This is a genomic window from Enterobacter sp. FW301-JW81, from assembly GCF_058788735.1.
This window is the reverse complement of the sequence record NZ_JBYTBA010000004.1, coordinates 1-22,633: the sequence shown is the minus strand read 5'-3', so window position 1 is coordinate 22,633 and position 22,633 is coordinate 1. Positions and strand designations below refer to the sequence as shown.

General features: G+C 54.4%; 23 protein-coding genes and 1 rRNA gene. 16 read left to right on the top strand and 8 right to left on the bottom strand.

Annotation, left to right across the window (positions count from 1 at the left end; all coding sequences use genetic code 11):
- Positions 1-113 precede the first annotated feature (113 nt).
- From skp to tilS, 11 genes are all read left to right on the top strand, one after another.
- A complete protein-coding gene (gene skp / locus AC3WOK_RS13590) occupies positions 114-608 on the top strand; it encodes a molecular chaperone Skp (protein WP_047346416.1) in 495 nt (164 codons plus the stop codon).
- 3 nt (positions 609-611) lie between these two features.
- Positions 612-1,637, top strand: coding sequence for a UDP-3-O-(3-hydroxymyristoyl)glucosamine N-acyltransferase (gene lpxD / locus AC3WOK_RS13585; RefSeq protein WP_059311925.1), 1,026 nt, complete (start codon positions 612-614; stop codon positions 1,635-1,637).
- A 101-nt stretch (positions 1,638-1,738) separates the two neighbouring features.
- Positions 1,739-2,194 carry a 3-hydroxyacyl-ACP dehydratase FabZ gene (gene fabZ, locus AC3WOK_RS13580; protein ID WP_010426706.1) on the top strand — a complete coding sequence of 152 codons (456 nt, stop codon included), beginning with the start codon at positions 1,739-1,741 and terminating at the stop codon, positions 2,192-2,194.
- A gap of 3 nt (positions 2,195-2,197) precedes the next feature.
- Positions 2,198-2,986 carry an acyl-ACP--UDP-N-acetylglucosamine O-acyltransferase gene (gene lpxA, locus AC3WOK_RS13575; RefSeq protein WP_492354668.1) on the top strand — a complete coding sequence of 263 codons (789 nt, stop codon included), beginning with the start codon at positions 2,198-2,200 and terminating at the stop codon, positions 2,984-2,986.
- Entirely contained in the window at positions 2,986-4,134 is a 1,149-nt protein-coding gene (lpxB, locus tag AC3WOK_RS13570) for a lipid-A-disaccharide synthase (RefSeq protein ID WP_059311924.1), read from the top strand. Before lpxA ends, lpxB begins: the two co-directional genes overlap by 1 nt.
- Positions 4,131-4,727, top strand: coding sequence for a ribonuclease HII (gene rnhB / locus AC3WOK_RS13565; RefSeq protein WP_047346420.1), 597 nt, complete (start codon positions 4,131-4,133; stop codon positions 4,725-4,727). The genes lpxB and rnhB overlap by 4 nt, the downstream gene beginning before the upstream one ends.
- Positions 4,728-4,765: 38 nt before the next feature.
- Entirely contained in the window at positions 4,766-8,248 is a 3,483-nt protein-coding gene (gene dnaE, locus AC3WOK_RS13560; protein WP_047346421.1) for a DNA polymerase III subunit alpha, read from the top strand.
- 12 nt (positions 8,249-8,260) lie between these two features.
- The gene (gene accA, locus AC3WOK_RS13555) at positions 8,261-9,220 is read left to right on the top strand and encodes an acetyl-CoA carboxylase carboxyl transferase subunit alpha (protein ID WP_008501895.1); all 960 of its coding nucleotides are present in this window, start codon (positions 8,261-8,263) and stop codon (positions 9,218-9,220) included.
- 99 nt (positions 9,221-9,319) lie between these two features.
- A complete protein-coding gene (locus AC3WOK_RS13550) occupies positions 9,320-11,452 on the top strand; it encodes a lysine decarboxylase LdcC (protein WP_492354667.1) in 2,133 nt (710 codons plus the stop codon).
- A 65-nt stretch (positions 11,453-11,517) separates the two neighbouring features.
- Positions 11,518-11,907 (top strand): VOC family protein, encoded by a 390-nt coding sequence (locus AC3WOK_RS13545; RefSeq protein WP_059311921.1) that lies wholly within the window; start codon positions 11,518-11,520, stop codon positions 11,905-11,907.
- 58 nt (positions 11,908-11,965) lie between these two features.
- Complete coding sequence (gene tilS, locus AC3WOK_RS13540; protein ID WP_492354666.1) at positions 11,966-13,255, top strand: tRNA lysidine(34) synthetase TilS; 1,290 nt, start codon at positions 11,966-11,968, stop codon at positions 13,253-13,255.
- Between the two features lie 28 nt (positions 13,256-13,283).
- Here tilS and rof read toward each other — a convergent pair whose 3' ends face one another.
- Both rof and AC3WOK_RS13530 read right to left on the bottom strand, forming a co-directional pair.
- The gene (gene rof / locus AC3WOK_RS13535) at positions 13,284-13,544 is read right to left on the bottom strand and encodes a Rho-binding antiterminator (RefSeq protein WP_047346425.1); all 261 of its coding nucleotides are present in this window, start codon (positions 13,542-13,544) and stop codon (positions 13,284-13,286) included.
- Positions 13,531-13,731 carry a YaeP family protein gene (locus tag AC3WOK_RS13530; protein WP_008501889.1) on the bottom strand — a complete coding sequence of 67 codons (201 nt, stop codon included), beginning with the start codon at positions 13,729-13,731 and terminating at the stop codon, positions 13,531-13,533. The genes rof and AC3WOK_RS13530 overlap by 14 nt, the downstream gene beginning before the upstream one ends.
- Positions 13,732-13,927: 196 nt before the next feature.
- Here AC3WOK_RS13530 and AC3WOK_RS13525 point away from each other — a divergent pair, with 196 nt between their 5' ends.
- Genes AC3WOK_RS13525 through nlpE form a run of 3 tightly spaced genes read left to right on the top strand, consistent with a single transcriptional unit; the run spans position 13,928 to position 15,625 of the window.
- Positions 13,928-14,473, top strand: a complete 546-nt coding sequence (locus AC3WOK_RS13525; RefSeq protein WP_059311919.1) for a YaeQ family protein — start codon at positions 13,928-13,930, stop codon at positions 14,471-14,473.
- Positions 14,470-14,892, top strand: a complete 423-nt coding sequence (gene arfB / locus AC3WOK_RS13520; RefSeq protein ID WP_032649720.1) for an alternative ribosome rescue aminoacyl-tRNA hydrolase ArfB — start codon at positions 14,470-14,472, stop codon at positions 14,890-14,892. Before AC3WOK_RS13525 ends, arfB begins: the two co-directional genes overlap by 4 nt.
- A 34-nt stretch (positions 14,893-14,926) precedes the next feature.
- Positions 14,927-15,625 (top strand): envelope stress response activation lipoprotein NlpE, encoded by a 699-nt coding sequence (gene nlpE / locus AC3WOK_RS13515; RefSeq protein WP_059311918.1) that lies wholly within the window; start codon positions 14,927-14,929, stop codon positions 15,623-15,625.
- Between the two features lie 47 nt (positions 15,626-15,672).
- Here nlpE and proS read toward each other — a convergent pair whose 3' ends face one another.
- The 6 genes from proS to metN all read right to left on the bottom strand — a co-directional run bounded on the left by proS (position 15,673) and on the right by metN (position 21,252).
- The gene (gene proS, locus AC3WOK_RS13510) at positions 15,673-17,391 is read right to left on the bottom strand and encodes a proline--tRNA ligase (protein ID WP_492354665.1); all 1,719 of its coding nucleotides are present in this window, start codon (positions 17,389-17,391) and stop codon (positions 15,673-15,675) included.
- A gap of 112 nt (positions 17,392-17,503) precedes the next feature.
- Positions 17,504-18,211, bottom strand: a complete 708-nt coding sequence (gene tsaA / locus AC3WOK_RS13505; protein ID WP_492354664.1) for a tRNA (N6-threonylcarbamoyladenosine(37)-N6)-methyltransferase TrmO — start codon at positions 18,209-18,211, stop codon at positions 17,504-17,506.
- Positions 18,208-18,612: an Rcs stress response system protein RcsF gene (gene rcsF / locus AC3WOK_RS13500; protein WP_059311916.1), complete on the bottom strand. Its 405-nt coding sequence runs from the start codon at positions 18,610-18,612 to the stop codon at positions 18,208-18,210. Before rcsF ends, tsaA begins: the two co-directional genes overlap by 4 nt.
- Positions 18,613-18,718: 106 nt before the next feature.
- Entirely contained in the window at positions 18,719-19,534 is an 816-nt protein-coding gene (gene metQ, locus AC3WOK_RS13495; protein WP_014168729.1) for a methionine ABC transporter substrate-binding lipoprotein MetQ, read from the bottom strand.
- A 40-nt stretch (positions 19,535-19,574) separates the two neighbouring features.
- A complete protein-coding gene (locus AC3WOK_RS13490; protein WP_003856130.1) occupies positions 19,575-20,228 on the bottom strand; it encodes a methionine ABC transporter permease MetI in 654 nt (217 codons plus the stop codon).
- Positions 20,221-21,252: a methionine ABC transporter ATP-binding protein MetN gene (gene metN / locus AC3WOK_RS13485; protein ID WP_023334590.1), complete on the bottom strand. Its 1,032-nt coding sequence runs from the start codon at positions 21,250-21,252 to the stop codon at positions 20,221-20,223. Before metN ends, AC3WOK_RS13490 begins: the two co-directional genes overlap by 8 nt.
- A 188-nt stretch (positions 21,253-21,440) precedes the next feature.
- On the opposite strand from metN, the gene gmhB reads away from it, so the two are divergent.
- Together gmhB and AC3WOK_RS13475 are read left to right on the top strand one after the other, a co-directional pair.
- On the top strand, positions 21,441-22,007 hold the full coding sequence (gene gmhB, locus AC3WOK_RS13480; RefSeq protein WP_059311915.1) for a D-glycero-beta-D-manno-heptose 1,7-bisphosphate 7-phosphatase: 567 nt from the start codon (positions 21,441-21,443) through the stop codon (positions 22,005-22,007).
- 368 nt (positions 22,008-22,375) lie between these two features.
- Positions 22,376-22,633, top strand: a 16S ribosomal RNA gene (locus tag AC3WOK_RS13475); the annotation flags it as partial.

Sequence of the window (22,633 nt, the reverse complement as noted above, 5' to 3'; positions counted from 1 at the left end):
GCAAAGGAATGCGTTGGCAGTGTAGCGCTGACAACTGGCGATCGGTAAAAAGGTCGCCTTGCCACGCAAAGAACGGTACCTTCTGGTGCCAATGGGATGGTAAGGAGTTAATTGTGAAAAAGTGGTTATTAGCTGCAGGTCTCGGTTTAGCGATGGCAACTTCTGCTCAGGCAGCAGACAAAATTGCAATCGTCAACATGGGTAATTTGTTCCAGCAGGTTGCACAGAAAACTGGCGTTTCTGCGACTCTGGAAAACGAATTCAAAGGCCGTGCAAGCGAACTGCAGGGTATGGAAAACGATCTTCAGTCCAAAATGCAGCGTCTGCAGCGTGATGGTTCTACCATGAAAGCGAGCGATCGCAGCAAACTGGAAAAAGACGTAATGGCTCAGCGCCAGACGTTCTCCCAGAAAGCGCAGGCTTTCGAGCAGGATCGTCAGCGTCGTTCTAACGAAGAACGTGGCAAGCTGGTGACTCGCATTCAGACTGCTGTTAAATCAGTGGCTGCCGATCAGAACATCGATCTGGTTGTTGATGCGAACGCTGTAGCTTTCAACAGCAGCGATGTTAAAGACATCACCGCTGATGTTCTGAAACAGGTTAAATAAGTAATGCCTTCAATTCGACTGGCTGATTTAGCTCAGCAGTTGGATGCAGAATTACACGGTGATGGCGATATCGTCATCACCGCTGTTGCGTCCATGCAATCTGCTAAAGCTGGCACGATTACCTTCATGGTAAGCCCTAAGTACCGTGAGCAACTGGCACAATGCCAGGCGTCAGCTGTTGTTCTGACGCAGGACGATCTTCCGTTTGCCACTGCAAGCGCACTGGTAGTGAAAAATCCCTACCTGACGTATGCACGCATGGCTCAAATTCTCGATACCACGCCGCAGCCGGCCCAGAACATTGCTGCCAGCGCAGCGATTGATCCGACGGCAAAGCTTGGTAACAACGTCGCCGTTGGCGCGAATGCGGTTATCGAATCCGGCGTGGTGCTGGGCGATAACGTCGTCATTGGCCCGGGCTGCTTCGTTGGGAAAAATACCAAAATCGGCGCCGGGACCCGTTTATGGGCCAATGTGTCCGTTTACCATGAAGTCGACATTGGCGAAAACTGCCTCGTCCAGTCCAGCACCGTGATTGGTTCTGATGGTTTTGGTTACGCTAACGATCGCGGTAATTGGGTTAAGATCCCGCAACTTGGTCGCGTGATTATTGGCGATCGCGTGGAGATTGGCGCCTGTACCACCATTGACCGTGGCGCACTTGACGACACGATCATTGGCAATGGTGTTATCATCGATAACCAGTGCCAGATTGCGCATAACGTCGTGATTGGCGACAATACCGCGGTTGCGGGTGGCGTCATCATGGCAGGCAGCCTGAAAATTGGCCGTTATTGCATGATTGGCGGTGCGAGCGTGATTAATGGCCATATGGAAATATGCGACAAGGTGACTGTGACGGGTATGGGCATGGTAATGCGTCCTATCACTGAACCTGGCGTCTATTCCTCAGGCATTCCGCTACAGCCCAACAAGGTATGGCGTAAAACAGCAGCTCTGGTGATGAACATTGATGATATGAGCAAGCGCCTCAAGTCTCTTGAGCGCAAAATCGATCAACAAGACTAAGCGTCATCCGTTTAACGCTATTTTCCCGGCCTGTCGGCTTTCTAATAAACCGGCAGGCCGTGTTATTATTGTTATCAGTACATTTTGACAGGAAGAGTATTTTGACTACTGACACTCATACTCTGCATATTGAAGAGATTTTAGAACTTCTGCCGCACCGCTACCCGTTTCTGCTGGTAGACCGTGTGCTGGATTTTGAAGAAGGTCGTTTTCTGCGCGCAGTGAAAAATGTTTCCGTGAACGAGCCGTTTTTCCAGGGTCACTTCCCGGGTAAACCTATCTTCCCGGGTGTGTTGATCCTGGAAGCTATGGCACAGGCTACCGGTATTCTGGCGTTTAAAAGCGTCGGCAAACTGGAGCCAGGTGAGCTGTATTACTTCGCGGGTATTGATGAAGCGCGCTTCAAGCGCCCTGTCGTGCCTGGTGATCAGATGATCATGGAAGTCACTTTTGAAAAAACGCGTCGTGGCCTGACTCGCTTCAAAGGCGTAGCTCTGGTTGACGGCAAAGTTGTTTGCGAAGCGACGATGATGTGTGCTCGTAGCCGGGAGTCCTGATACGTGATTGATAAATCCGCCTTTATTCATCCTACCGCGATTGTGGAAACCGGCGCCATCATTGGTGCTAACGTTCACATTGGCCCGTTTTGTATTGTTGGACCCCATGTGGAAATTGGTGAGGGTACAGTACTGAAATCTCACGTTGTCGTGAATGGTCATACGACCATTGGCTGCAATAACGAGATCTATCAGTTCGCCTCCATCGGCGAAGTTAACCAGGATCTCAAATATGCTGGTGAGTCGACCCGTCTGGAAATTGGCGATCGTAACCGTATTCGCGAAAGCGTCACCATTCATCGTGGAACAGTGCAGGGTGGTGGGTTGACGAAGGTGGGCAGCGATAACCTGTTTATGGTTAATGCGCATATCGCGCATGACTGTACCGTGGGTGACCGCTGTATTCTTGCCAACAATGCAACGCTGGCAGGACACGTATCGGTTGATGACTTCGCAATTATTGGCGGCATGACCGCAGTCCATCAGTTCTGCATCATTGGTGTACACGTGATGGTCGGCGGATGCTCCGGTGTGGCGCAGGACGTCCCACCGTATGTGATTGCGCAGGGCAACCATGCCACGCCGTTTGGCGTGAACATCGAAGGCCTCAAGCGTCGTGGTTTTAGCCGCGAAGCGATTACTGCCATCCGCAACGCGTACAAACTGCTGTACCGTAGCGGTAAAACGCTGGAAGAGGCGAAGCCGGACATTGCCGAGCTGGCGAAAAAGCACCCGGAAGTGAACGCGTTCATGGAATTCTTTGACCGTTCCACGAGGGGTCTGATTCGTTAATGGTCGATAGTCGTCCGCTTACGATAGCCCTGGTCGCCGGAGAAACCTCCGGCGATATTCTTGGTGCAGGTCTCATTCGCGCGCTGAAGGCGCGTGTACCTAACGCACGCTTTGTGGGCGTTGCTGGCCCGCTGATGCAGGCCGAAGGCTGCGAAGCCTGGTATGAAATGGAAGAGCTGGCCGTGATGGGCATCGTTGAGGTGCTGGGGCGGCTACGCCGTTTGCTGCATATTCGCGCCGATCTTACCCGCCGCTTCACCGAACTCAAACCCGACGTGTTTGTCGGTATCGATGCACCTGATTTCAACATTACCCTCGAAGGGAATCTGAAAAAGCAGGGCATTAAAACCATTCACTACGTCAGCCCGTCCGTCTGGGCGTGGCGACAGAAACGTGTTTTCAAAATTGGGCGGTCCACCAACCTGGTGCTGGCTTTCCTGCCTTTCGAAAAGGCGTTTTACGACAAATTCAATGTTCCGTGCCGTTTTATCGGTCATACCATGGCGGATGCGATGCCGCTGGATCCGGATAAAAACGCGGCGCGTGACGTGCTGGGCATCCCGCATGATGTGCACTGTCTGGCATTGCTGCCGGGCAGCCGTGGCGCAGAAGTTGAGATGCTGAGCGCAGATTTCCTTAAGACCGCGCAAATCCTTCGTCAGACATACCCCGATCTGGAAGTCGTGGTACCGCTGGTCAACGCCAAACGCCGCGAGCAGTTTGAGCGCATCAAGGCCGACGTCGCACCAGACCTCCAGATCCGCCTTCTGGACGGGAAAGGTCGGGAGGCAATGGTCGCGAGCGATGCCGCGCTGTTAGCCTCCGGAACGGCAGCGCTGGAGTGTATGCTGGCAAAATGCCCGATGGTGGTAGGCTATCGCATGAAGCCGTTCACCTTCTGGCTGGCAAAACGTCTGGTAAAAACGGATTATGTCTCCCTGCCAAACCTGCTTGCCGGACGCGAGCTGGTGAAAGAGCTGTTGCAGGATGAGTGTCAGCCGCAGCTGCTTGCCGATGCGTTGCTCCCGCTGCTTGCAAACGGTAAGACCAGCCACCAGATGCATGATACGTTCCGCGAACTGCATCAGCAGATCCGCTGTAATGCCGATGAGCAAGCGGCTGATGCGGTGCTGGAGTTAGCAAAATGATGGAATTTGTTTATCCTCATACCCACCTTGTGGCGGGTGTGGACGAAGTGGGCCGTGGTCCGTTAGTGGGAGCTGTAGTTACCGCTGCGGTGATCCTCGATCCGGCTCGTCCAATTATCGGGCTGAACGACTCTAAAAAATTGTCCGAAAAGCGCCGGCTGGCGCTGTTTAGCGAGATTCAGGAGAAGGCGCTAGCCTGGAGCCTGGGGCGCGCTGAACCGCATGAAATAGACGAGCTGAATATTTTGCATGCCACGATGCTGGCGATGCAGCGTGCGGTTGCGGGTTTGAAAATTTCCCCTGAATATGTCCTGATTGACGGCAACCGCTGTCCGGCATTGCCAATGCCTTCAATGGCGGTCGTCAAAGGCGATAGCCGGGTCGCAGAAATCAGCGCGGCTTCTATTATTGCCAAAGTGACGCGCGACGCCGAGATGGCCGCGCTAGACCTGACTTACCCTCAGTACGGTTTCGCCCAGCATAAGGGATATCCCACCGCTTTCCATCTGGAAAGACTGGCTGAACATGGCGCAACCGAACATCACCGGCGCAGCTTTGGCCCGGTGAAACGCGCGCTGGGACTGGTGTCCTGAATCAATACGCAAGCAATTAAGTAACGCGGAATCTGAAGATGGCTGAACCACGTTTCGTACACCTGCGGGTGCATAGCGACTACTCCATGATCGATGGGCTGGCGAAGACCGGGCCGCTGGTAAAAAAGGCGGCCTCCCTTGGCATGCCCGCGCTGGCGATCACCGATTTTACCAACCTGTGTGGCCTGGTGAAGTTCTACGGAACGGCGCATGGCGCAGGGATGAAGCCAATCGTCGGCGCGGATTTTCACGTGCAGAGCGATCTCATCGGCGATGAAATGACGCAAATCTCCGTGCTGGCGATGAACAACACGGGCTATCAAAACCTCACTCTGCTTATCTCAAAAGCCTACCAGCGCGGGTATGGCGCGCTGGGGCCGTGGATCGACCGCGACTGGCTGGCTGAGCTGAATGAAGGGCTGCTGCTGATCTCCGGCGGCCGTATGGGCGATGTCGGCAAATGTCTGCTGCGTGGCAATAGCGCGCTGGTGGATCAGTGCGTGTCATTCTATGAAGAGCACTTCCCGGATCGTTATTATCTGGAGTTGATCCGCACCGGCCGTCAGGACGAAGAGAGCTATCTTCATGCCGCTGTGGCACTCGCAGAAGAGCGCGGGTTGCCCGTGGTGGCCACCAACGATGTGCGCTTCCTTGAGCCGGGTGATTTTGACGCTCACGAAATCCGCGTGGCGATCCACGATGGCTTCACGCTGGACGATCCTAAACGACCGCGCAACTACTCATCGCAGCAGTACATGCGCAGCGAAGAGGAGATGTGTGAACTCTTCTCCGATATCCCGGAAGCGCTGGAAAACAGCGTAGAGATTGCCAAGCGCTGTAACGTTACCGTCCGCCTCGGCGAGTACTTTCTGCCGCAGTTCCCGACAGGAGACATGACCACGGAAGATTTCCTGGTCGCAAAATCAAAAGAAGGTCTGGAAGAGCGTCTGGAGTTTCTGTTCCCGGATGAGGCCGTTCGCAAAGAGAAGCGTCCGCCGTACGATGAACGCCTGGATATTGAACTCCAGGTGATCAACCAGATGGGCTTCCCGGGCTACTTCCTGATCGTCATGGAGTTCATCCAGTGGTCGAAGGATAACGGCGTGCCGGTTGGGCCGGGACGTGGCTCCGGCGCGGGTTCGCTGGTGGCCTATGCGTTAAAAATTACCGACCTCGATCCGCTGGAATTTGACCTGCTGTTTGAACGTTTCCTCAACCCGGAACGTGTCTCGATGCCCGACTTCGACGTCGACTTCTGCATGGAGAAACGCGACCAGGTTATCGAGCACGTGGCCGATATGTACGGCCGTGATGCGGTATCGCAGATTATTACGTTCGGTACGATGGCGGCGAAAGCGGTTATCCGTGACGTAGGCCGCGTGCTGGGACACCCTTACGGTTTCGTCGATCGCATCTCTAAGCTGGTGCCGCCTGACCCGGGCATGACGCTGGCGAAAGCCTTTGAGGCCGAGCCGCAGCTGCCCGAAATCTACGAAGCGGACGAAGAAGTAAAAGCGCTGATCGACATGGCGCGTAAGCTGGAAGGCGTGACGCGTAACGCCGGTAAGCATGCGGGCGGGGTGGTTATCGCTCCGACCAAAATTACCGATTTTGCACCGCTCTACTGCGATGAAGCGGGTCAGCACCCGGTAACCCAGTTTGATAAGAACGACGTAGAATACGCCGGGCTGGTGAAGTTCGACTTCCTCGGCCTGCGTACGCTGACCATCATCAACTGGGCGCTGGAGATGATCAACGCCCGCCGTGAAAAGAACGGCGAGCCGCCGCTCGATATCGCTGCCATCCCGCTGGATGACAAGAAAAGTTTCGACATGCTGCAGCGCTCGGAGACTACCGCGGTCTTCCAGCTTGAATCCCGCGGCATGAAAGACCTGATTAAGCGCCTGCAGCCCGACTGTTTCGAAGATATGATCGCTCTGGTTGCCCTGTTCCGTCCGGGCCCGCTGCAGTCGGGGATGGTAGATAACTTTATCGACCGTAAGCACGGTCGCGAAGAGATTTCCTATCCGGATGTGCAGTGGCAGCATGAAAGCCTGAAGCCGGTACTAGAGCCTACCTACGGCATCATCCTGTATCAGGAACAGGTTATGCAGATAGCCCAGGTGCTCTCTGGCTATACCCTTGGTGGCGCGGATATGCTGCGTCGAGCAATGGGTAAGAAAAAGCCGGAAGAGATGGCCAAGCAGCGCGGCACCTTCGAAGAGGGCGCGAGAAAAAACGGCATTGATGGCGAACTGGCGATCAAGATCTTTGACCTGGTAGAAAAATTCGCCGGGTACGGGTTTAACAAATCCCACTCTGCCGCCTATGCTTTGGTCTCGTATCAGACGCTGTGGCTGAAAGCGCACTATCCTGCTGAATTTATGGCGGCGGTAATGACCGCCGATATGGACAACACCGAGAAGGTAGTGGGCCTGGTGGACGAGTGCTGGCGCATGGGGCTGAAGATCCTGCCGCCGGATATTAACTCGGGTCTCTACCATTTCCACGTCAACGAGCACGGGGAAATTGTCTACGGGATCGGCGCGATCAAAGGCGTGGGCGAGGGGCCGATCGAGGCGATCCTCGAAGCGCGTAACAACGGCGGGTATTTCCGCGAGCTGTTCGATCTTTGCGCCCGTACTGATACCAAAAAACTGAACCGCCGCGTGCTTGAAAAGCTGATCATGTCCGGCGCGTTTGACAGGCTGGGGCCGCACCGGGCCGCGCTGATGAATTCCCTCGGCGATGCGCTGAAAGCGGCAGATCAACATGCGAAAGCGGAAGCCATTGGTCAGGCGGATATGTTCGGCGTGCTGGCGGAAGAGCCAGAGCAGATCGAGCAATCTTATTCCAACTGCCAGCCGTGGCCAGAACAGGTGGTGCTGGATGGGGAGCGTGAGACGTTAGGCCTGTACCTGACGGGGCACCCGATCAACCAGTACATTAAAGAAATTGAGCGCTATGTCGGCGGCCACAGGCTGAAAGACATGCATCCGACAGAACGTGGTAAAATCACCACGGCTGCGGGGCTCGTGATTGCTGCAAGGGTTATGGTCACCAAGCGCGGCAATCGTATCGGCATCTGTACGTTGGATGACCGTTCCGGGCGTCTGGAGGTGATGTTGTTCACCGACGCGCTGGATAAATACCAGCAATTGCTGGAAAAAGACCGCATACTTATCGTCAGCGGACAGGTCAGCTTTGATGACTTCAGTGGGGGGCTTAAAATGACCGCCCGCGAAGTGATGGACATTGACGAAGCCCGGGAAAAATATGCTCGCGGGCTTGCTATCTCGCTGACGGACAGGCAAATTGATGACCAGCTTTTAAACCGACTCCGTCAGTCTCTGGAACCCCACCGCTCGGGGACAATTCCAGTACATCTCTACTATCAGAGGGCGGATGCACGTGCGCGGTTGCGCTTTGGTGCAACGTGGCGTGTCTCTCCGAGCGATCGTTTACTTAACGATCTCCGTGGCCTCATTGGTTCGGAGCAGGTGGAACTGGAGTTTGACTAATACAGGAATACTATGAGTCTGAATTTCCTTGATTTCGAACAGCCGATTGCTGAGCTGGAAGCGAAAATCGATTCTCTGACAGCGGTAAGCCGTCAGGATGAAAAACTGGATATTAACATCGACGAAGAAGTGCATCGTCTGCGTGAGAAAAGCGTAGAACTGACGCGCAAAATCTTTGCCGATCTCGGCGCATGGCAGGTAGCCCAGCTGGCACGCCATCCACAGCGTCCGTACACCCTGGATTATGTCCGCCTGGCGTTTGACGAATTTGACGAACTGGCAGGCGATCGCGCATACGCTGACGATAAAGCTATCGTTGGTGGTATCGCGCGTCTGGACGGACGCCCGGTGATGATCATTGGTCATCAGAAAGGCCGTGAAACCAAAGAGAAAATCCGTCGTAACTTTGGTATGCCAGCACCAGAAGGCTACCGTAAAGCCCTGCGTCTGATGGAGATGGCTGAGCGTTTCAACATGCCAATCATCACCTTCATCGACACCCCGGGTGCATACCCAGGCGTGGGCGCGGAAGAGCGCGGTCAGTCTGAAGCCATTGCGCGCAACCTGCGCGAGATGTCTCGTCTGAAGGTGCCGGTCATCTGTACCGTTATCGGTGAGGGTGGTTCCGGTGGTGCGCTGGCAATTGGCGTGGGTGATAAAGTGAATATGCTGCAGTACAGCACCTATTCCGTAATTTCCCCGGAAGGCTGTGCGTCTATTCTGTGGAAAAGCGCCGACAAAGCGCCTCTGGCCGCAGAAGCGATGGGCATCATTGCGCCGCGCCTGAAAGAGCTTAAGCTGATCGATTCCATCATCCCGGAACCACTGGGCGGTGCGCATCGTAAGCCGGAAGTGATGGCTGCTTCTCTGAAAGCACAGCTGCTGGCTGACCTGGCGGATCTGGACGTGCTGAGCAAAGAAGATCTGCTCAACCGTCGTTACCAGCGTCTGATGACCTACGGTTACGCGTAAGCTTCACAATTATCTGAAAAGCCGCACATTGTTGCGGCTTTTTTTATACCTGCCGTTTAGCCGGACTATGCTTAGCTAAAGTTTTTAAGGAGGAAGCCCATGAATATCATTGCCATTATGGGGCCGCACGGCGTCTTTTATAAAGATGAGCCGATTAAGGAGCTGGAGCACGCCCTGCAGTCGCGCGGGTATCAGCTAATCTGGCCGCACAACAGCGCCGACCTACTGAAGTTCATTGAGCATAATCCGCGTATCTGCGGCGTGATCTTCGACTGGGATGAATATGACCTCGAACTGTGCAGCGATATCAACAAGCTGAACGAATATCTCCCGCTGTACGCGTTTATTAATACCCACTCGACAATGGACGTCAGCGCCAACGATATGCGTATGGCGCTGTGGTTCTTTGAATACTCGCTCGGCGTGGCGGAAGATATTGCGACCCGCATTCAGCAATATACCGGTGAATATCTCGATAACATTACGCCGCCGTTTACCCGCGCTCTCTTCACCTACGTGAAGGAGGGCAAATATACCTTCTGTACGCCTGGGCATATGGCGGGGACGGCCTACCAAAAAAGCCCGGTGGGCTGCCTGTTCTATGATTTTTTCGGCGGCAACACGCTGAAGGCGGACGTGTCAATTTCGGTCACTGAGCTAGGCTCTCTGCTCGACCACACCGGCCCGCACCTCGAAGCCGAAGAGTATATCGCCCGCACCTTTGGTGCCGAGCAGAGCTATATGGTGACCAACGGCACCTCAACCTCAAACAAAATCGTCGGGATGTATGCTGCACCTGCCGGCAGTACCCTGCTGATTGACCGTAACTGCCATAAATCGCTGGCTCACCTGCTTATGATGAGCGACGTCGTACCGCTCTGGCTGTCACCCACACGTAACGCGCTCGGCATTCTTGGTGGTATTCCGCGCCGGGAGTTCACGCATCAAGCCATTGAAAGTAAGGTCGCGGCAGTGCCCGGTGCAGGCTGGCCTGTCCATGCGGTGATCACCAACTCAACCTATGACGGTCTGCTGTACAACACTAACTGGATTAAAGAAAGGCTGGATGTGCCGTCGATCCACTTTGATTCCGCGTGGGTGCCGTACACCAACTTCCACCCGATTTACGCGGGTAAAAGCGGCATGAGCGGTGAACGCGTGCCGGGTAAAGTGTTCTTCGAAACGCAGTCGACGCACAAAATGCTGGCCGCGTTTTCCCAGGCTTCGCTTATTCACATCAAAGGCGAGTACGACGAAGAGACCTTTAACGAAGCCTTTATGATGCATACCACTACCTCACCGAGCTATCCGCTGGTGGCCTCCATTGAAACGGCCGCGGCGATGCTGCGCGGCAACCCGGGTAAACGCCTCATCAACCGTTCGGTGGAGCGGGCGCTACATTTCCGCAAAGAGGTTCAGCGTCTGAAAGATGAAGCCGACGGCTGGTTCTTTGATATCTGGCAGCCGGAAGAGATTGATGAAGCGGCGTGCTGGCCGGTCTCGCCCGGGGAAGGCTGGCATGGCTTCCGGGATGCCGACAGCGACCATATGTTCCTCGATCCGGTAAAAGTGACAATTCTGACGCCGGGCATGGATGAACAGGGCAAGATGAGTGAAGAAGGTATTCCGGCCGCGCTGGTCGCGAAATTCCTTGATGAACGGGGTGTGGTGGTGGAAAAAACCGGCCCCTATAACCTGCTGTTCCTGTTCAGTATTGGGATCGATAAAACCCGTGCGATGGGGCTGCTACGAGGCCTGATGGAGTTTAAGCGTGCCTACGATCTCAACCTGCGGGTGAAGAACATGCTGCCGGATCTCTACGCGGAAGATCCTGACTTCTATCGCAATATGCGTATTCAGGATCTGGCCCAGGGGATCCACAGGTTGATCCGCCAGCACGATCTGCCGCGTCTGATGCTTCAGGCGTTCGATGTGTTGCCGGAGATGAAGTTTACCCCGCACAAGGCGTGGCAGCGCCAGGTGAAAGGGGAGGTCGAAACCGTCGAACTGGAAAATCTGGTCGGACGCGTATCGGCCAATATGATCCTGCCTTATCCGCCTGGCGTACCGCTCCTGATGCCGGGAGAGATGATTACCGAAGAGAGTCGGGCCGTGCTCGATTTTCTGCTGATGCTCTGTTCGGTTGGGCGGCACTATCCCGGTTTTGAGACGGATATTCACGGTGCGAAGCGCGATGAGAGCGGCGTTTACTGGGTGCGAGTCCTAAAATAAAGGTGACCGCTTGCAAGGTGCGGGTTTTCGGTTGTAACGTTCAGGCATCATAAAAAGGAGAAGCTATGCTGGGTTTAAAAGCTGTTCATCATATTGCGATCATTGCGACCGATTACGCAAAAAGTAAGGCATTCTACTGCGATATCCTTGGCTTTACGCTGTTGAGCGAAGCGTACCGCGAGGAGCGTGACTCCTGGAAGGGGGATCTCGCGCTAAACGGGCAATATGTGATTGAGCTGTTCTCTTTTCCTTTTCCGCCTGCGCGTCCGTCCCGCCCGGAAGCCTGTGGGCTGCGCCATCTTGCCTTCAGCGTTGATGACCTGGATAGCGCGGTAAAACATCTGGCGTCTCACGGCGTAACGTGCGAACCGATCCGTGTCGATCCGTTTACCGACAAGCGTTTTACCTTTTTCAACGACCCGGACGGCCTGCCGCTGGAGCTTTACCAGCAGTAATGTTTGTCCTGTGTGATAATGCCCGCTCAGTTCGGGCATTTTTTATGTGTAATTTCCTATGACCTTACCCGCTATCGCGCAAGCCGTTTCACCGTACCGCCAGCTGCTGGTGGGGTTTAGCGGTGGCCTGGATTCCACCGTTCTGCTCCATCGTCTTAAACTCTGGCGCGATCGGGAACCGGACGTCCAGCTTCGGGCTATGCATATTCATCACGGATTAAGTCCTCATGCAGAGGAGTGGGTGGCGCACTGCGAAGCTCTGTGTGCGGCGTGGGCGATCCCGCTCCTCGTGGAGCGCGTCACGCTTGTGGATGAAGGGTTGGGCATCGAGGCGCAGGCGCGTAAAGCCCGCTATGCCGCTTTTACCGGCGCATTGCAGCCTGGCGAAGTGCTGGTGACGGCCCAGCACCTGGATGACCAGTGCGAAACGTTTTTGCTGGCGCTTAAGCGGGGCAGTGGGCCGGCGGGGCTATCTGCCATGCCTGAGCGCTCTGAGTTTGCCGGCACAACATTACTGCGTCCGCTGCTTGGCGAGACGCGTGCGTCGCTGGAAGCCTGGGCGCGAGAACATCAGCTGAACTGGATTGAAGATGAGAGCAACCGGGATGACGGCTACGACCGTAACTTCCTGCGTCTGCGCGTCCTCCCGCTGCTCAGCGAGCGCTGGCCGCATTTTGCCGAGGCGACAGCACGAAGCGCCACGCTGTGCGCCGAACAGGAATCGTTGCTGGATGAGTTGCTGAGTGATGAGCTGGCTGAACTGATTTCTGACGACGGGGCGCTGGCGATTGCACCGCTGAAAGGGATGAGCCCGGTACGTCGCGCCGCACTCTTACGACGCTGGCTGGCCTCTCATCACGCAGCGATGCCGTCGCGGGCGATGCTGAGTCGCATCTGGGATGAAGTTGCACTGGCGCGGGATGACGCTTCCCCGTGCGTACACCTGAACGGCTTTGACGTAAGACGCTATAAAGGGGAACTCTGGTGGATAAAATCCACGCCCTCACTGACGGATGTAGTGCTCGACTGGCTTTCTCCTGACGCACCGCTGATATTGCCCTGTGAGACGGGACGTGTGTCTCTCACACCGTCTGGTCATGTGCGGCTGCCGAAGCCCGGTGAGCCGGTAAGCGTGCGCTTTAAGGCTGGCGGTATGCTGCATATCGTGGGGCGTAAGGGGGGACGCAAGCTGAAGAAAATATGGCAGGAGAGTAACGTGCCGCCGTGGCTGCGCGACACCACGCCGCTGCTGTTTTACGGTGAAGCGTTGATTGCTGCTGCGGGCGTTTTCATCACGGAAGAGGGATGGTCGGAAGAGGGAGTTAGTTTTGAGTGGCAGAAAGCGTAACGGGCAGCCTGGCTGCCCGTTGGTGTCATCAGGATTCACTCACCACGACGGTGCCGATTTGCGGGTGGCTGAAGCTGGCAATTTTATCCAGACGCAGCTCACGCGTTGCTCCGGCATCTTCCACTATCAGATATTCCACATTCTTACGTGAAACCAGATCGCTGGCTTTCCCCTTCAACACTTCGCCATCTTTTAGCTCCAGCGTCAGTATTAAGTGATGCTGGCAGGCGAGTTCGAGGTTGTCATAGTCATCACAATTGATGGGTTGATAAGTTTCATTCATCGACATAATCGCTCACCAGTAAATTCGCCGCAGCATACGCTGCTTTTTCCCTGACCGACTCTGAAAGGCTCTCATCGGAGGCCACTTCATTAAGCACTTTCAATACACAGCCCAGCGCGTCCGGGACATACCCCAGATCTCCGCTGGCGATTTCCGCATACCGTTTGCGAATTAACTCACAATAATTATTCACATCCCCTCCCGCCAGCGCACTGACTTACTGTGAGATATCATTAAGCCTACGAAGATAAACTCGGTTTAGCAAGGTGACTATACCATACTCATTTAAGCAATATCAGAGCCTTGATAGCGGTGTATTTAACACCCCATAACAGCCTTTTGCCGTTGTTTTCGCTACAATGGGCGCCTGATTCGAATGGAGTTCTCTCATGGCGCTGAAAGCGACAATCTATAAAGCAGTGGTCAATGTGGCCGATCTTGATCGCAACCAGTTCCTGGATGCGTCGCTTACTCTGGCACGCCACCCCTCTGAAACCCAGGAGCGCATGATGCTGCGCCTGCTGGCGTGGATAAAATACGCCGACGAGCGTCTGCAGTTTACCCGTGGGTTAAGCGCAGAAGACGAGCCTGAAGCCTGGCTGCGCAACGATCATCTGGGTATCGATTTGTGGATTGAACTCGGTCTGCCGGACGAGCGCAGGATTAAGAAGGCTTGCACCCAGTCCGCTGAAGTGGCCTTATTCGCGTATAATCAGCGCGCTGCGGAGATCTGGTGGCAGCAAAGCAAGAGCAAGTGCGGACAGTTTAAAAATCTCACGGTCTGGTATCTGGATGATGAGCAGCTGGCCCAGTTGAGCGAGTTTGCCGGCCGGACCATGGTGTTGCAGGCGACGATTCAGGACGGTGCAATCTGGCTCTCTGATTCTCAGAATAATCTGGAAATTCATTTGACGGCGTGGCAACCCGCGTCATGATCGTCTTGTCCCGTAACGTCAGCATTCCTGACAATGAGCTGGAGATCACTGCCATTCGGGCTCAGGGGGCAGGGGGACAGCACGTCAACAAGGCTTCCACGGCTATCCATTTGCGTTTTGACATTCGGGCCTCAAGCCTGCCAGAGTATTATAAAGAAAGCCTGCTCGCCGCCAGTCATCACCTTATTACCAGCGATGGCGTGATTGTGATCAAAGCTCAGGAGTACCGCAGCCAGGAGTTAAACCGGGAAGCGGCGATAGCCAGGCTGGTGGCGGTCATCAAAGAGTTAACGGCAGTACAAAAAAGCCGTCGGGCAACGCGGCCAACCCGCGCATCGAAAGAGCGTCGGCTGTCCTCGAAGGCCCAAAAATCCACAGTGAAAGCACTACGCGGTAAAGTTCGTCGCCCGACAGAGTGACGAAAGGGAACACAATTTTCATAAGGAATTCATTGTGAAAAAAGCATTATTATCAGCGCTGGCAGTGAGTACGCTGTTTGCGCTTTTCGGGTGTAACAACCGTTCTGAGACGCAGGTTATGCAGCCCGCGCAGAATGAAGAGTTAAAGCCAATGCAGCAGAGCTGGCGCGGCGTATTGCCTTGCGCAGACTGTGAAGGCATTGAAACGTCGCTGTTCCTGCAAAAAGACGGGACCTGGGTTATGAATCAGCGCTATCAGGGCGCTAAAGAGCCCTCGTCATTTGCGACTTACGGGACATGGGCGCGTACGGCTGAGAAGTTGGTTCTGACGGATACCGCCGGTGAGAAAACCTTTTTCCGCGCCAAAGGCGAGGGGATGGAGATGCTTGACCGCGAAGGCAATCCGATTGAATCCCAGTTCAACTACACGCTTGCACCGGTAAAAGCGGCTCTGCCGGCCACGCCGATGGCAATGCGGGGAATGTATTTCTATATGGCCGACGCGGCGATCTTTACCGACTGTGCAACCGGCAGGAAAGTCAGCGTAGCAAACAATGCGCAGCTGGAGCGTGATTACGCGGTTGCGCGCGGCAATGACAGCAAGCCGGTATTGCTGACGGTTGACGGTCACTTTACGCTGGAGCCAAACCCGGATAGCGGAGAGATGGTGAAAACGCTGGTGGCAGATAAAGACGCGAAATTCGTTGCGGGCAAAGACTGTAACAGTAAATAAGCTGACAATTACCCATTAAAAAACCCCGCCTGAGCGGGGTTTTTTGTTTAGCCTTTGATGGCTTTCAGCAGGTAATCAAGAATGTCGCCGGTCTTGATCATCTGTTTTTCGCCGCTGCGACGGTATTTGTATTCAATCTCATCGCTGTCGAGGTTGCGGTCGCCGATAACGACGGTGTGCGGGATGCCGATCAGTTCCATATCGGCAAACATCACGCCCGGACGCTCTTTACGATCGTCCATCAGCACTTCGATACCCTGCGCGCGCAGCTCGGCATACAGCTTCTCGGCCAGCTCCTGGACGCGGTAAGACTTGTGCATGTTCATTGGCAGGATCGCAACCTGGAACGGCGCGATATTGTCCGGCCAGACGATGCCGCGTTCGTCGTAGTTTTGCTCAATTGCTGCAGCCACCACGCGCGTCACCCCGATACCGTAGCAACCCATGGTCAGGATTTGGTTACGGCCATCTTCACCCTGAACAGCGGCGTTCAGCGCACGAGAGTATTTATCACCCAGCTGGAAGATGTGACCCACTTCGATACCGCGCTTAATCATCAGGGTACCCTGGCCGTCCGGGCTTGGATCGCCTGCGACCACGTTACGGATGTCTGCCACCTCAGGAGTCGCTACGTCGCGATCCCAGTTAATGCCGAAGTAATGTTTACCGTCGATGTTTGCACCGGCGGAGAAGTCGCTCATTGCGGCAACCGTGCGGTCAATGACAACAGGAACCGGCATATTCACCGGACCCAGCGAGCCTGGGCCTGCATTTACCACGGCACGAATTTCCGCTTCCGTTGCGAACGTCAGCGGGCTGGCGACCTGCGGCAGCTTCTCTGCTTTCACTTCGTTCAGCTCGTGATCGCCACGCACCAGCAGGGCAACCAGCGGGTAAGCGCTCCCTTCGGAGGATTTCACCAGCAGCGTTTTAACGGTTTTTTCGACAGGCAGGTTGAACTGCTCAACCAGCTCGGCGATGGTTTTCGCGTTTGGCGTATCAACCAGCGTCATCTCTTGCGTTGCCGCGCCGCGTGGTTCTTTTGGCGCCAGCGCTTCTGCAAATTCGATGTTCGCCGCGTAGTCAGAGGAGTCAGAGAAGATCACATCGTCTTCGCCGCTCTGTGCCAGCACCTGGAATTCATGGGACGCGCTACCGCCGATGGAGCCGGTATCAGCCTGCACAGCACGGAAATCCAGACCCATGCGGGAGAAGATTTTGCTGTATGCCTCGTACATTTTGTCGTAGGTCTCTTGCAGGGATTCCTGAGAGGTATGGAAAGAGTAAGCATCTTTCATCAGGAATTCGCGAGAGCGCATGACGCCGAAACGCGGGCGCACTTCGTCACGGAACTTGGTCTGGATCTGGAAGAAGTTCAGCGGCAGCTGTTTGTAAGAGCTCAGCTCATTACGAATCAGGTCGGTAATGACTTCTTCATGCGTTGGGCCGAGAACGAACGGACGCTCGCCGCGATCGACGAAGCGTAGCAGTTCAGGACCATATTGCTCCCAGCGGCCACTCTCCTGCCACAGGTCAGCGGGCTGGACCACAGGCATGGACACCTCGATAGCACCGGCGTTGTTCATCTCTTCACGCACGATGTTTTCGACTTTTTTCAGGACGCGCACGCCGGTCGGCAGCCAGGTGTATAACCCGGAGGCCAGCTTGCGGATCATCCCGGCGCGCAGCATCAGCTGATGGCTGATCACTTCGGCGTCGGCAGGCGTCTCCTTCAGAGTGGAGAGCAAATATTGGCTAGTACGCATGTTGTTACGGTTCCATTTCGACGATTGGAACAGGCTGAAACACCAGCCTGACACAAAAAAAGTGGTTTAGTTTACCAGTGTGGCAAAGATGCCAAAAGAGAGGAGAACAAAATTACCTGGGTTCAAGGGCAAACACTTCAAAACCTGCCCCAGTGACGCGCCAGCGAACGTTAAAATCGAGCAGCCAGACGGCGTATGTTTTTCCTGCTTCCTCTTCTTTACGGTAGGCCGGACGGGGGTCCTGCGCCAGAACTTCGGTGATGAAGTTCCGCAAACGAGGGTAGCGTTTCTCGAGCAGGCTGAGCTGCGAGGCAATCTCAGGCGTAAAATAGACAGGCATGTCCGCCTGCGGTGCGTCCTGAGCGTAACTGGCGCGCGCGTCCGGGAGTGCTTCGGCGAAGGGCAAATAGGGTTTGATGTCGATAACCGGCGTGCCGTCGACCAGGTCCAGGCTACCTAACTCCAGTATCACCCGATCTTTCTGGCAACGTATCCCTTTCAGCTCAACCAGCGACATTCCAACCGGGTTTGGACGGAAGGTGGAGCGAGTCGCAAACACGCCCATTCTGGCATTTCCGCCAAGACGAGGAGGACGTACGGTAGGACGCCAGCCGCCTTCCATCGTCTGGTGAAACACGAACACTACCCATAAATGGCTGAAAGCCTCGAGCCCGCGTACTGCATCGGCCTGATTGTAAGGCGCTATCAGGTGAAGCTCGCCGCTGCCGCTGGTGACAAGACCAGGCTGGCGAGGTACGGCGAACTTCTCTTTATAAGGAGAGTGGATAACGCCTATCTGCTCGAACTGAAATGCACTCATTTCGCCGTAATGTTCAACGCCGAACCGATGCAAACCGCCTGACGGTAGCAGCCCGGCGTGCCGCTGGTGACTTCGCAGCTGTGCAGCAGGACCGCGTTGGCTTTCATTTTTGCGGCATTAATCTGCATACGTTTACGCGCTGTCGGGATATTGGGTGGTGAGTCCTGATTGGTCGCCTGACAGGAATCGCCGCTCACTTCGCCCAGTTCACGGAACGGTTTGCCGACGAGTTCGTCCGCTTTCGTGATAATGCGAACCGGCGCAGAGCGCACCACTTTCGGTTTTGCAGGCTCTGTTTTTGGCGGGGTTGCCGTGCTTTGAACAGGTTCAACGGGAGATCTGCTTAGCATAGAACAGCCGCTCAGCATGAGTGCTAAAAGACAGATCGGTAAAGCACGCATAATATTTCCTCAATGGATAATCAAAACGTCAGATATTGAATCAGTTGACTGCACAAATGACAAGACGGGCATAAGCCCGTCTTGATGATATTACACTGAGGTGAGATTACCAGCCTTTAACAGCGCCGCCGTTAAACACTTTGTTGGCTTCCTGGTAAACTTCGTCAGACTGATAGGCCTGCACGAATTTCTTCACGTTTTCCGCGTCTTTGTTGTCTTCGCGAGTCACAATCAGGTTAACGTACGGGGAGTCTTTATCTTCAACGAAGATACCGTCTTTGGCTGGCGTCAGGCCAATTTGGCTCGCGTAAGTGGTGTTGATAACGGCCAGGGCAATCTGTGCATCGTCCAGGGAACGCGGCAGCTGCGGTGCTTCCAGTTCCACAATTTTCAGATTTTTCGGGTTCTCGGTGACGTCCAGAACGGTTGGCAGCAGGCCAACACCGTCTTTCAGTTTGATTAGACCCACTTTCTGCAGCAGCAGCAGGGAACGACCGAGGTTGGTTGGGTCGTTAGGCACGGCAACCTGAGAGCCCGGCTGCAGCTCGTCCAGTGATTTAATTTTCTTAGAGTAACCGGCAATCGGATAAACGAAGGTGTTACCCACGCCAACCAGCTTATAGCCGCGATCTTTGATCTGCTGATCCAGGTAAGGTTTATGCTGGAAAGCGTTAGCGTCGATATCGCCTTTGCTCAGCGCTTCGTTCGGCAGAACGTAATCGTTGAAGGTCACCAGCTCAACGTCCAGGCCATACTTCTCTTTTGCCACTTTCTGAGCGACTTCCGCAACCTGTTGTTCTGCACCCACGATAACGCCCACTTTAATGTGGTTTGGATCTTTTTCGTCCTGACCGCAACCCACCAGTGCCAGAGAGCCGATCAGCGCGCCTACTGCTGCAAAGGTCTTTAATTTAAACGCCATGTTTTATCCTTAACTCGTAGAGTTTGTGTTGTGTGTAACGTTATTTGTGAGTAACAGCCCGGACGATGCGATCGCCAGAGAACTGGATTAAGTAAACCAGAACAACCAGCAATACCAGAACGGTATTCATCACGGTAGCGTTATATCCAATATAGCCGTACTGGTAACCAATCTGACCTAAACCGCCGGCACCAACGGCACCGCCCATCGCGGAATATCCCACCAGGGTGATAAGCGTAATGGTTGCCGCGTTCACAAGGCCCGGCAGTGCTTCAGGCAGCAGAACTTTACGCACGATCTGCATCGGCGTTGCGCCCATTGCGCGGGAGGCTTCAATCAGACCTGTCGGGATTTCCAGCAGGGCATTTTCCACCATACGGGCGATAAACGGCGCGGCGCCTACGGTCAGCGGAACGATAGCCGCCTGCAGTCCAATTGACGTTCCGACGATGACGCGGGTAAAAGGAATCATCCACACCAGCAGAATAATGAACGGGATAGAACGGAAGATATTCACCAGCGCAGAAAGCGTACGGTACAGCTTCGCGTTCTCAATGATTTGACCCGGACGCGTGACGTACAGCAAGACGCCGACCGGCAGGCCAATCACAAAACCAAAGAAACCAGAGACAAAGGTCATTGCCAGCGTTTCCCAAACGCCGCGAACCAGTAGCCACATCATCGGCTCAGACATAACCCAGTACCTCTACTTTTACGTGATGTTCTTGCAGCCAGGCAATGGCTGCCTGGGTTTCTTCTTGTGTGCCGTGCATTTCCGTCAGCATGATGCCGAACTTCACGCCGCCGGCGTAATCCATCTGCGCGCTGATGATGTTGTTGTTTACGTTAAAGCGGCGCGCGGTCTCGGAAAGCAGGGGAGCATCAACGGACTGACCGGTAAACTCCATGCGCAGCATCGGGACGCTGTCTGCCGTTGGTTCGGTTTTCAGACGTTCCAGATAATCTTCCGGAATATCCAGATGCAGCGTGGACTGAATGAACTGCTGCGCCAGCGGGGTTTTCGGATGCGAGAACACTTCACTTACCGTGTCCTGCTCAATCAGTTCACCGTTGCTGATGACCGCCACGCAGTCGCAGATGCGTTTTACCACATCCATCTCGTGCGTAATAAGGAGGATCGTCAGGCCCAGGCGACGATTAATGTCTTTCAGCAGTTCCAGAATAGAACGCGTGGTTGCCGGGTCTAACGCGCTGGTGGCTTCATCGCACAGCAGTACCTTAGGATTGCTTGCCAGCGCGCGAGCAATGGCCACACGCTGTTTTTGCCCTCCGGACAGATTTGCCGGGTAGCTATCATGCTTGTCGCCCAGACCAACCAGGTCGAGCAGTTCGGTAACGCGACGTTTCACTTCTTCTTTCGGCGTGTTATCCAGCTCAAGCGGCAGGGCAACGTTGCCGAACACGGTGCGGGATGCCAGCAGGTTAAAGTGCTGGAAGATCATGCCAATCTGACGACGCGCTTTGGTGAGTTCTTTCTCTGAAAGGGCGGTAAGTTCTTGTCCGCCAACTTCTACGCTGCCCTGGGTTGGGCGCTCAAGCAGGTTAACACAACGGATCAGCGTGCTTTTACCTGCACCCGATGCGCCAATGACGCCATAAATTTGACCAGCAGGAACATGCAGGCTGACGTTGTTCAGCGCCTGAATGGTTCGGTTCCCCTGCTGGAACACTTTGGTGATATTGGAAAGTTTAATCATTAGATTATTTTTATCGTATGTAAGTTAGCCGTGGCATTTTCTTCTGCCAGATACGGGTGATGACCGTAAACAAAACGGATGTTAAGGCATCCAGACGTCTAAATCAATCCAACTCTGTACGATGAGCACTTTATTGCGCTGCGATTCATGAGATACTAGTCGAACATGCCTTTTTCAGGAGCAAACCGGTGGCAAAATCAGTACCCGCAATTTTCCTCGATCGTGACGGCACTATTAATGTGGATCACGGTTATGTCCATGAGATTGATGAGTTCGAGTTTATCGAAGGCGCAATAGATGCCATGCGCCAGCTGAAAGAGATGGGGTATGCGCTGGTGGTTGTGACGAACCAGTCCGGTATTGCACGCGGTAAATTCACCGAAGCGCAGTTCGAAACGCTGACGGAATGGATGGACTGGTCGCTGGCCGACCGCGGTGTGGATCTCGATGGTATCTATTATTGTCCGCACCACCCACAGGGAACAGTAGAAGAGTATCGTCAGACCTGTGATTGCCGTAAGCCGCATCCGGGGATGTTCATCTCAGCGCAGGAGTTCCTGCATATTGATATGGCTGCCTCTTATATGGTGGGCGATAAACTGGAAGATATGCAGGCAGCAGCGGCAGCGGGTGTAGGAACTAAAATATTAGTTCGTACCGGCAAGCCAGTGACGCCGGAAGCAGAAAATGCAGCGGATTGGGTGATTAATAGTCTGGCCGAACTGCCAAAAGAGATTAAAAAGCACCAAAAATAGCCTTTTTGGCGAAAAGGTGAGCGGTTGAAATAAAAATGCATTTTTCCGCTTGTCATTCCTCAGCGGCTCCCTATAATGCGCCTCCATCGACACGGCGGATGTGAATCACTTCACAAACAACCCGGTCGGTTGAAGAGAAAAAATCCTGAAATAACGGGTTGACTCTGAAAGAGGAAGGCGTAATATACGCCACCTCGCAACGGTGAGCGAAAGCCGCGTTGCACTGCTCTTTAACAATTTATCAGACAATCTGTGTGGGCACTCAAAGTGACATGGATTCTTAATGTCTTCGGACAATAAATGAATACCAAGTCTCTGAGTGAACATACGTAATTCATTACGAAGTTTAATTCACGAGCATCAAACTTAAATTGAAGAGTTTGATCATGGCTCAGATTGAACGCTGGCGGCAGGCCTAACACATGCAAGTCGAGCGGTAACACAGGGAGCTTGCTCCTGGGTGACGAGCGGCGGACGGGTGAGTAATGTCTGGGAAACTGCCTGATGGAGGGGGATAACTACTGGAAACGGTAGCTAATACCGCATAATGTCGCAAGACCAAAGAGGGGGACCTTCGGGCCTCTTGCCATCAGATGTGCCCAGATGGGATTAGCTAGTAGGTGGGG

Bases quoted from the DNA above. Each gene is read 5' to 3' on its own strand.
- lpxD (WP_059311925.1), top strand. From the start codon at position 612: ATGCCTTCAATTCGACTGGCTGATTTAGCTCAGCAGTTGGATGCAGAA.
- lpxB (WP_059311924.1), top strand. From the start codon at position 2,986: ATGGTCGATAGTCGTCCGCTTACGATAGCCCTGGTCGCCGGAGAAACC.
- rnhB (WP_047346420.1), top strand. From the start codon at position 4,131: ATGATGGAATTTGTTTATCCTCATACCCACCTTGTGGCGGGTGTGGAC.
- dnaE (WP_047346421.1), top strand. From the start codon at position 4,766: ATGGCTGAACCACGTTTCGTACACCTGCGGGTGCATAGCGACTACTCC.
- accA (WP_008501895.1), top strand. From the start codon at position 8,261: ATGAGTCTGAATTTCCTTGATTTCGAACAGCCGATTGCTGAGCTGGAA.
- AC3WOK_RS13550 (WP_492354667.1), top strand. From the start codon at position 9,320: ATGAATATCATTGCCATTATGGGGCCGCACGGCGTCTTTTATAAAGAT.
- AC3WOK_RS13545 (WP_059311921.1), top strand. From the start codon at position 11,518: ATGCTGGGTTTAAAAGCTGTTCATCATATTGCGATCATTGCGACCGAT.
- tilS (WP_492354666.1), top strand. From the start codon at position 11,966: ATGACCTTACCCGCTATCGCGCAAGCCGTTTCACCGTACCGCCAGCTG.
- rof (WP_047346425.1), bottom strand. From the start codon at position 13,544: ATGTCGATGAATGAAACTTATCAACCCATCAATTGTGATGACTATGAC.
- AC3WOK_RS13525 (WP_059311919.1), top strand. From the start codon at position 13,928: ATGGCGCTGAAAGCGACAATCTATAAAGCAGTGGTCAATGTGGCCGAT.
- arfB (WP_032649720.1), top strand. From the start codon at position 14,470: ATGATCGTCTTGTCCCGTAACGTCAGCATTCCTGACAATGAGCTGGAG.
- proS (WP_492354665.1), bottom strand. From the start codon at position 17,391: ATGCGTACTAGCCAATATTTGCTCTCCACTCTGAAGGAGACGCCTGCC.
- tsaA (WP_492354664.1), bottom strand. From the start codon at position 18,211: ATGAGTGCATTTCAGTTCGAGCAGATAGGCGTTATCCACTCTCCTTAT.
- rcsF (WP_059311916.1), bottom strand. From the start codon at position 18,612: ATGCGTGCTTTACCGATCTGTCTTTTAGCACTCATGCTGAGCGGCTGT.
- metQ (WP_014168729.1), bottom strand. From the start codon at position 19,534: ATGGCGTTTAAATTAAAGACCTTTGCAGCAGTAGGCGCGCTGATCGGC.
- AC3WOK_RS13490 (WP_003856130.1), bottom strand. From the start codon at position 20,228: ATGTCTGAGCCGATGATGTGGCTACTGGTTCGCGGCGTTTGGGAAACG.
- metN (WP_023334590.1), bottom strand. From the start codon at position 21,252: ATGATTAAACTTTCCAATATCACCAAAGTGTTCCAGCAGGGGAACCGA.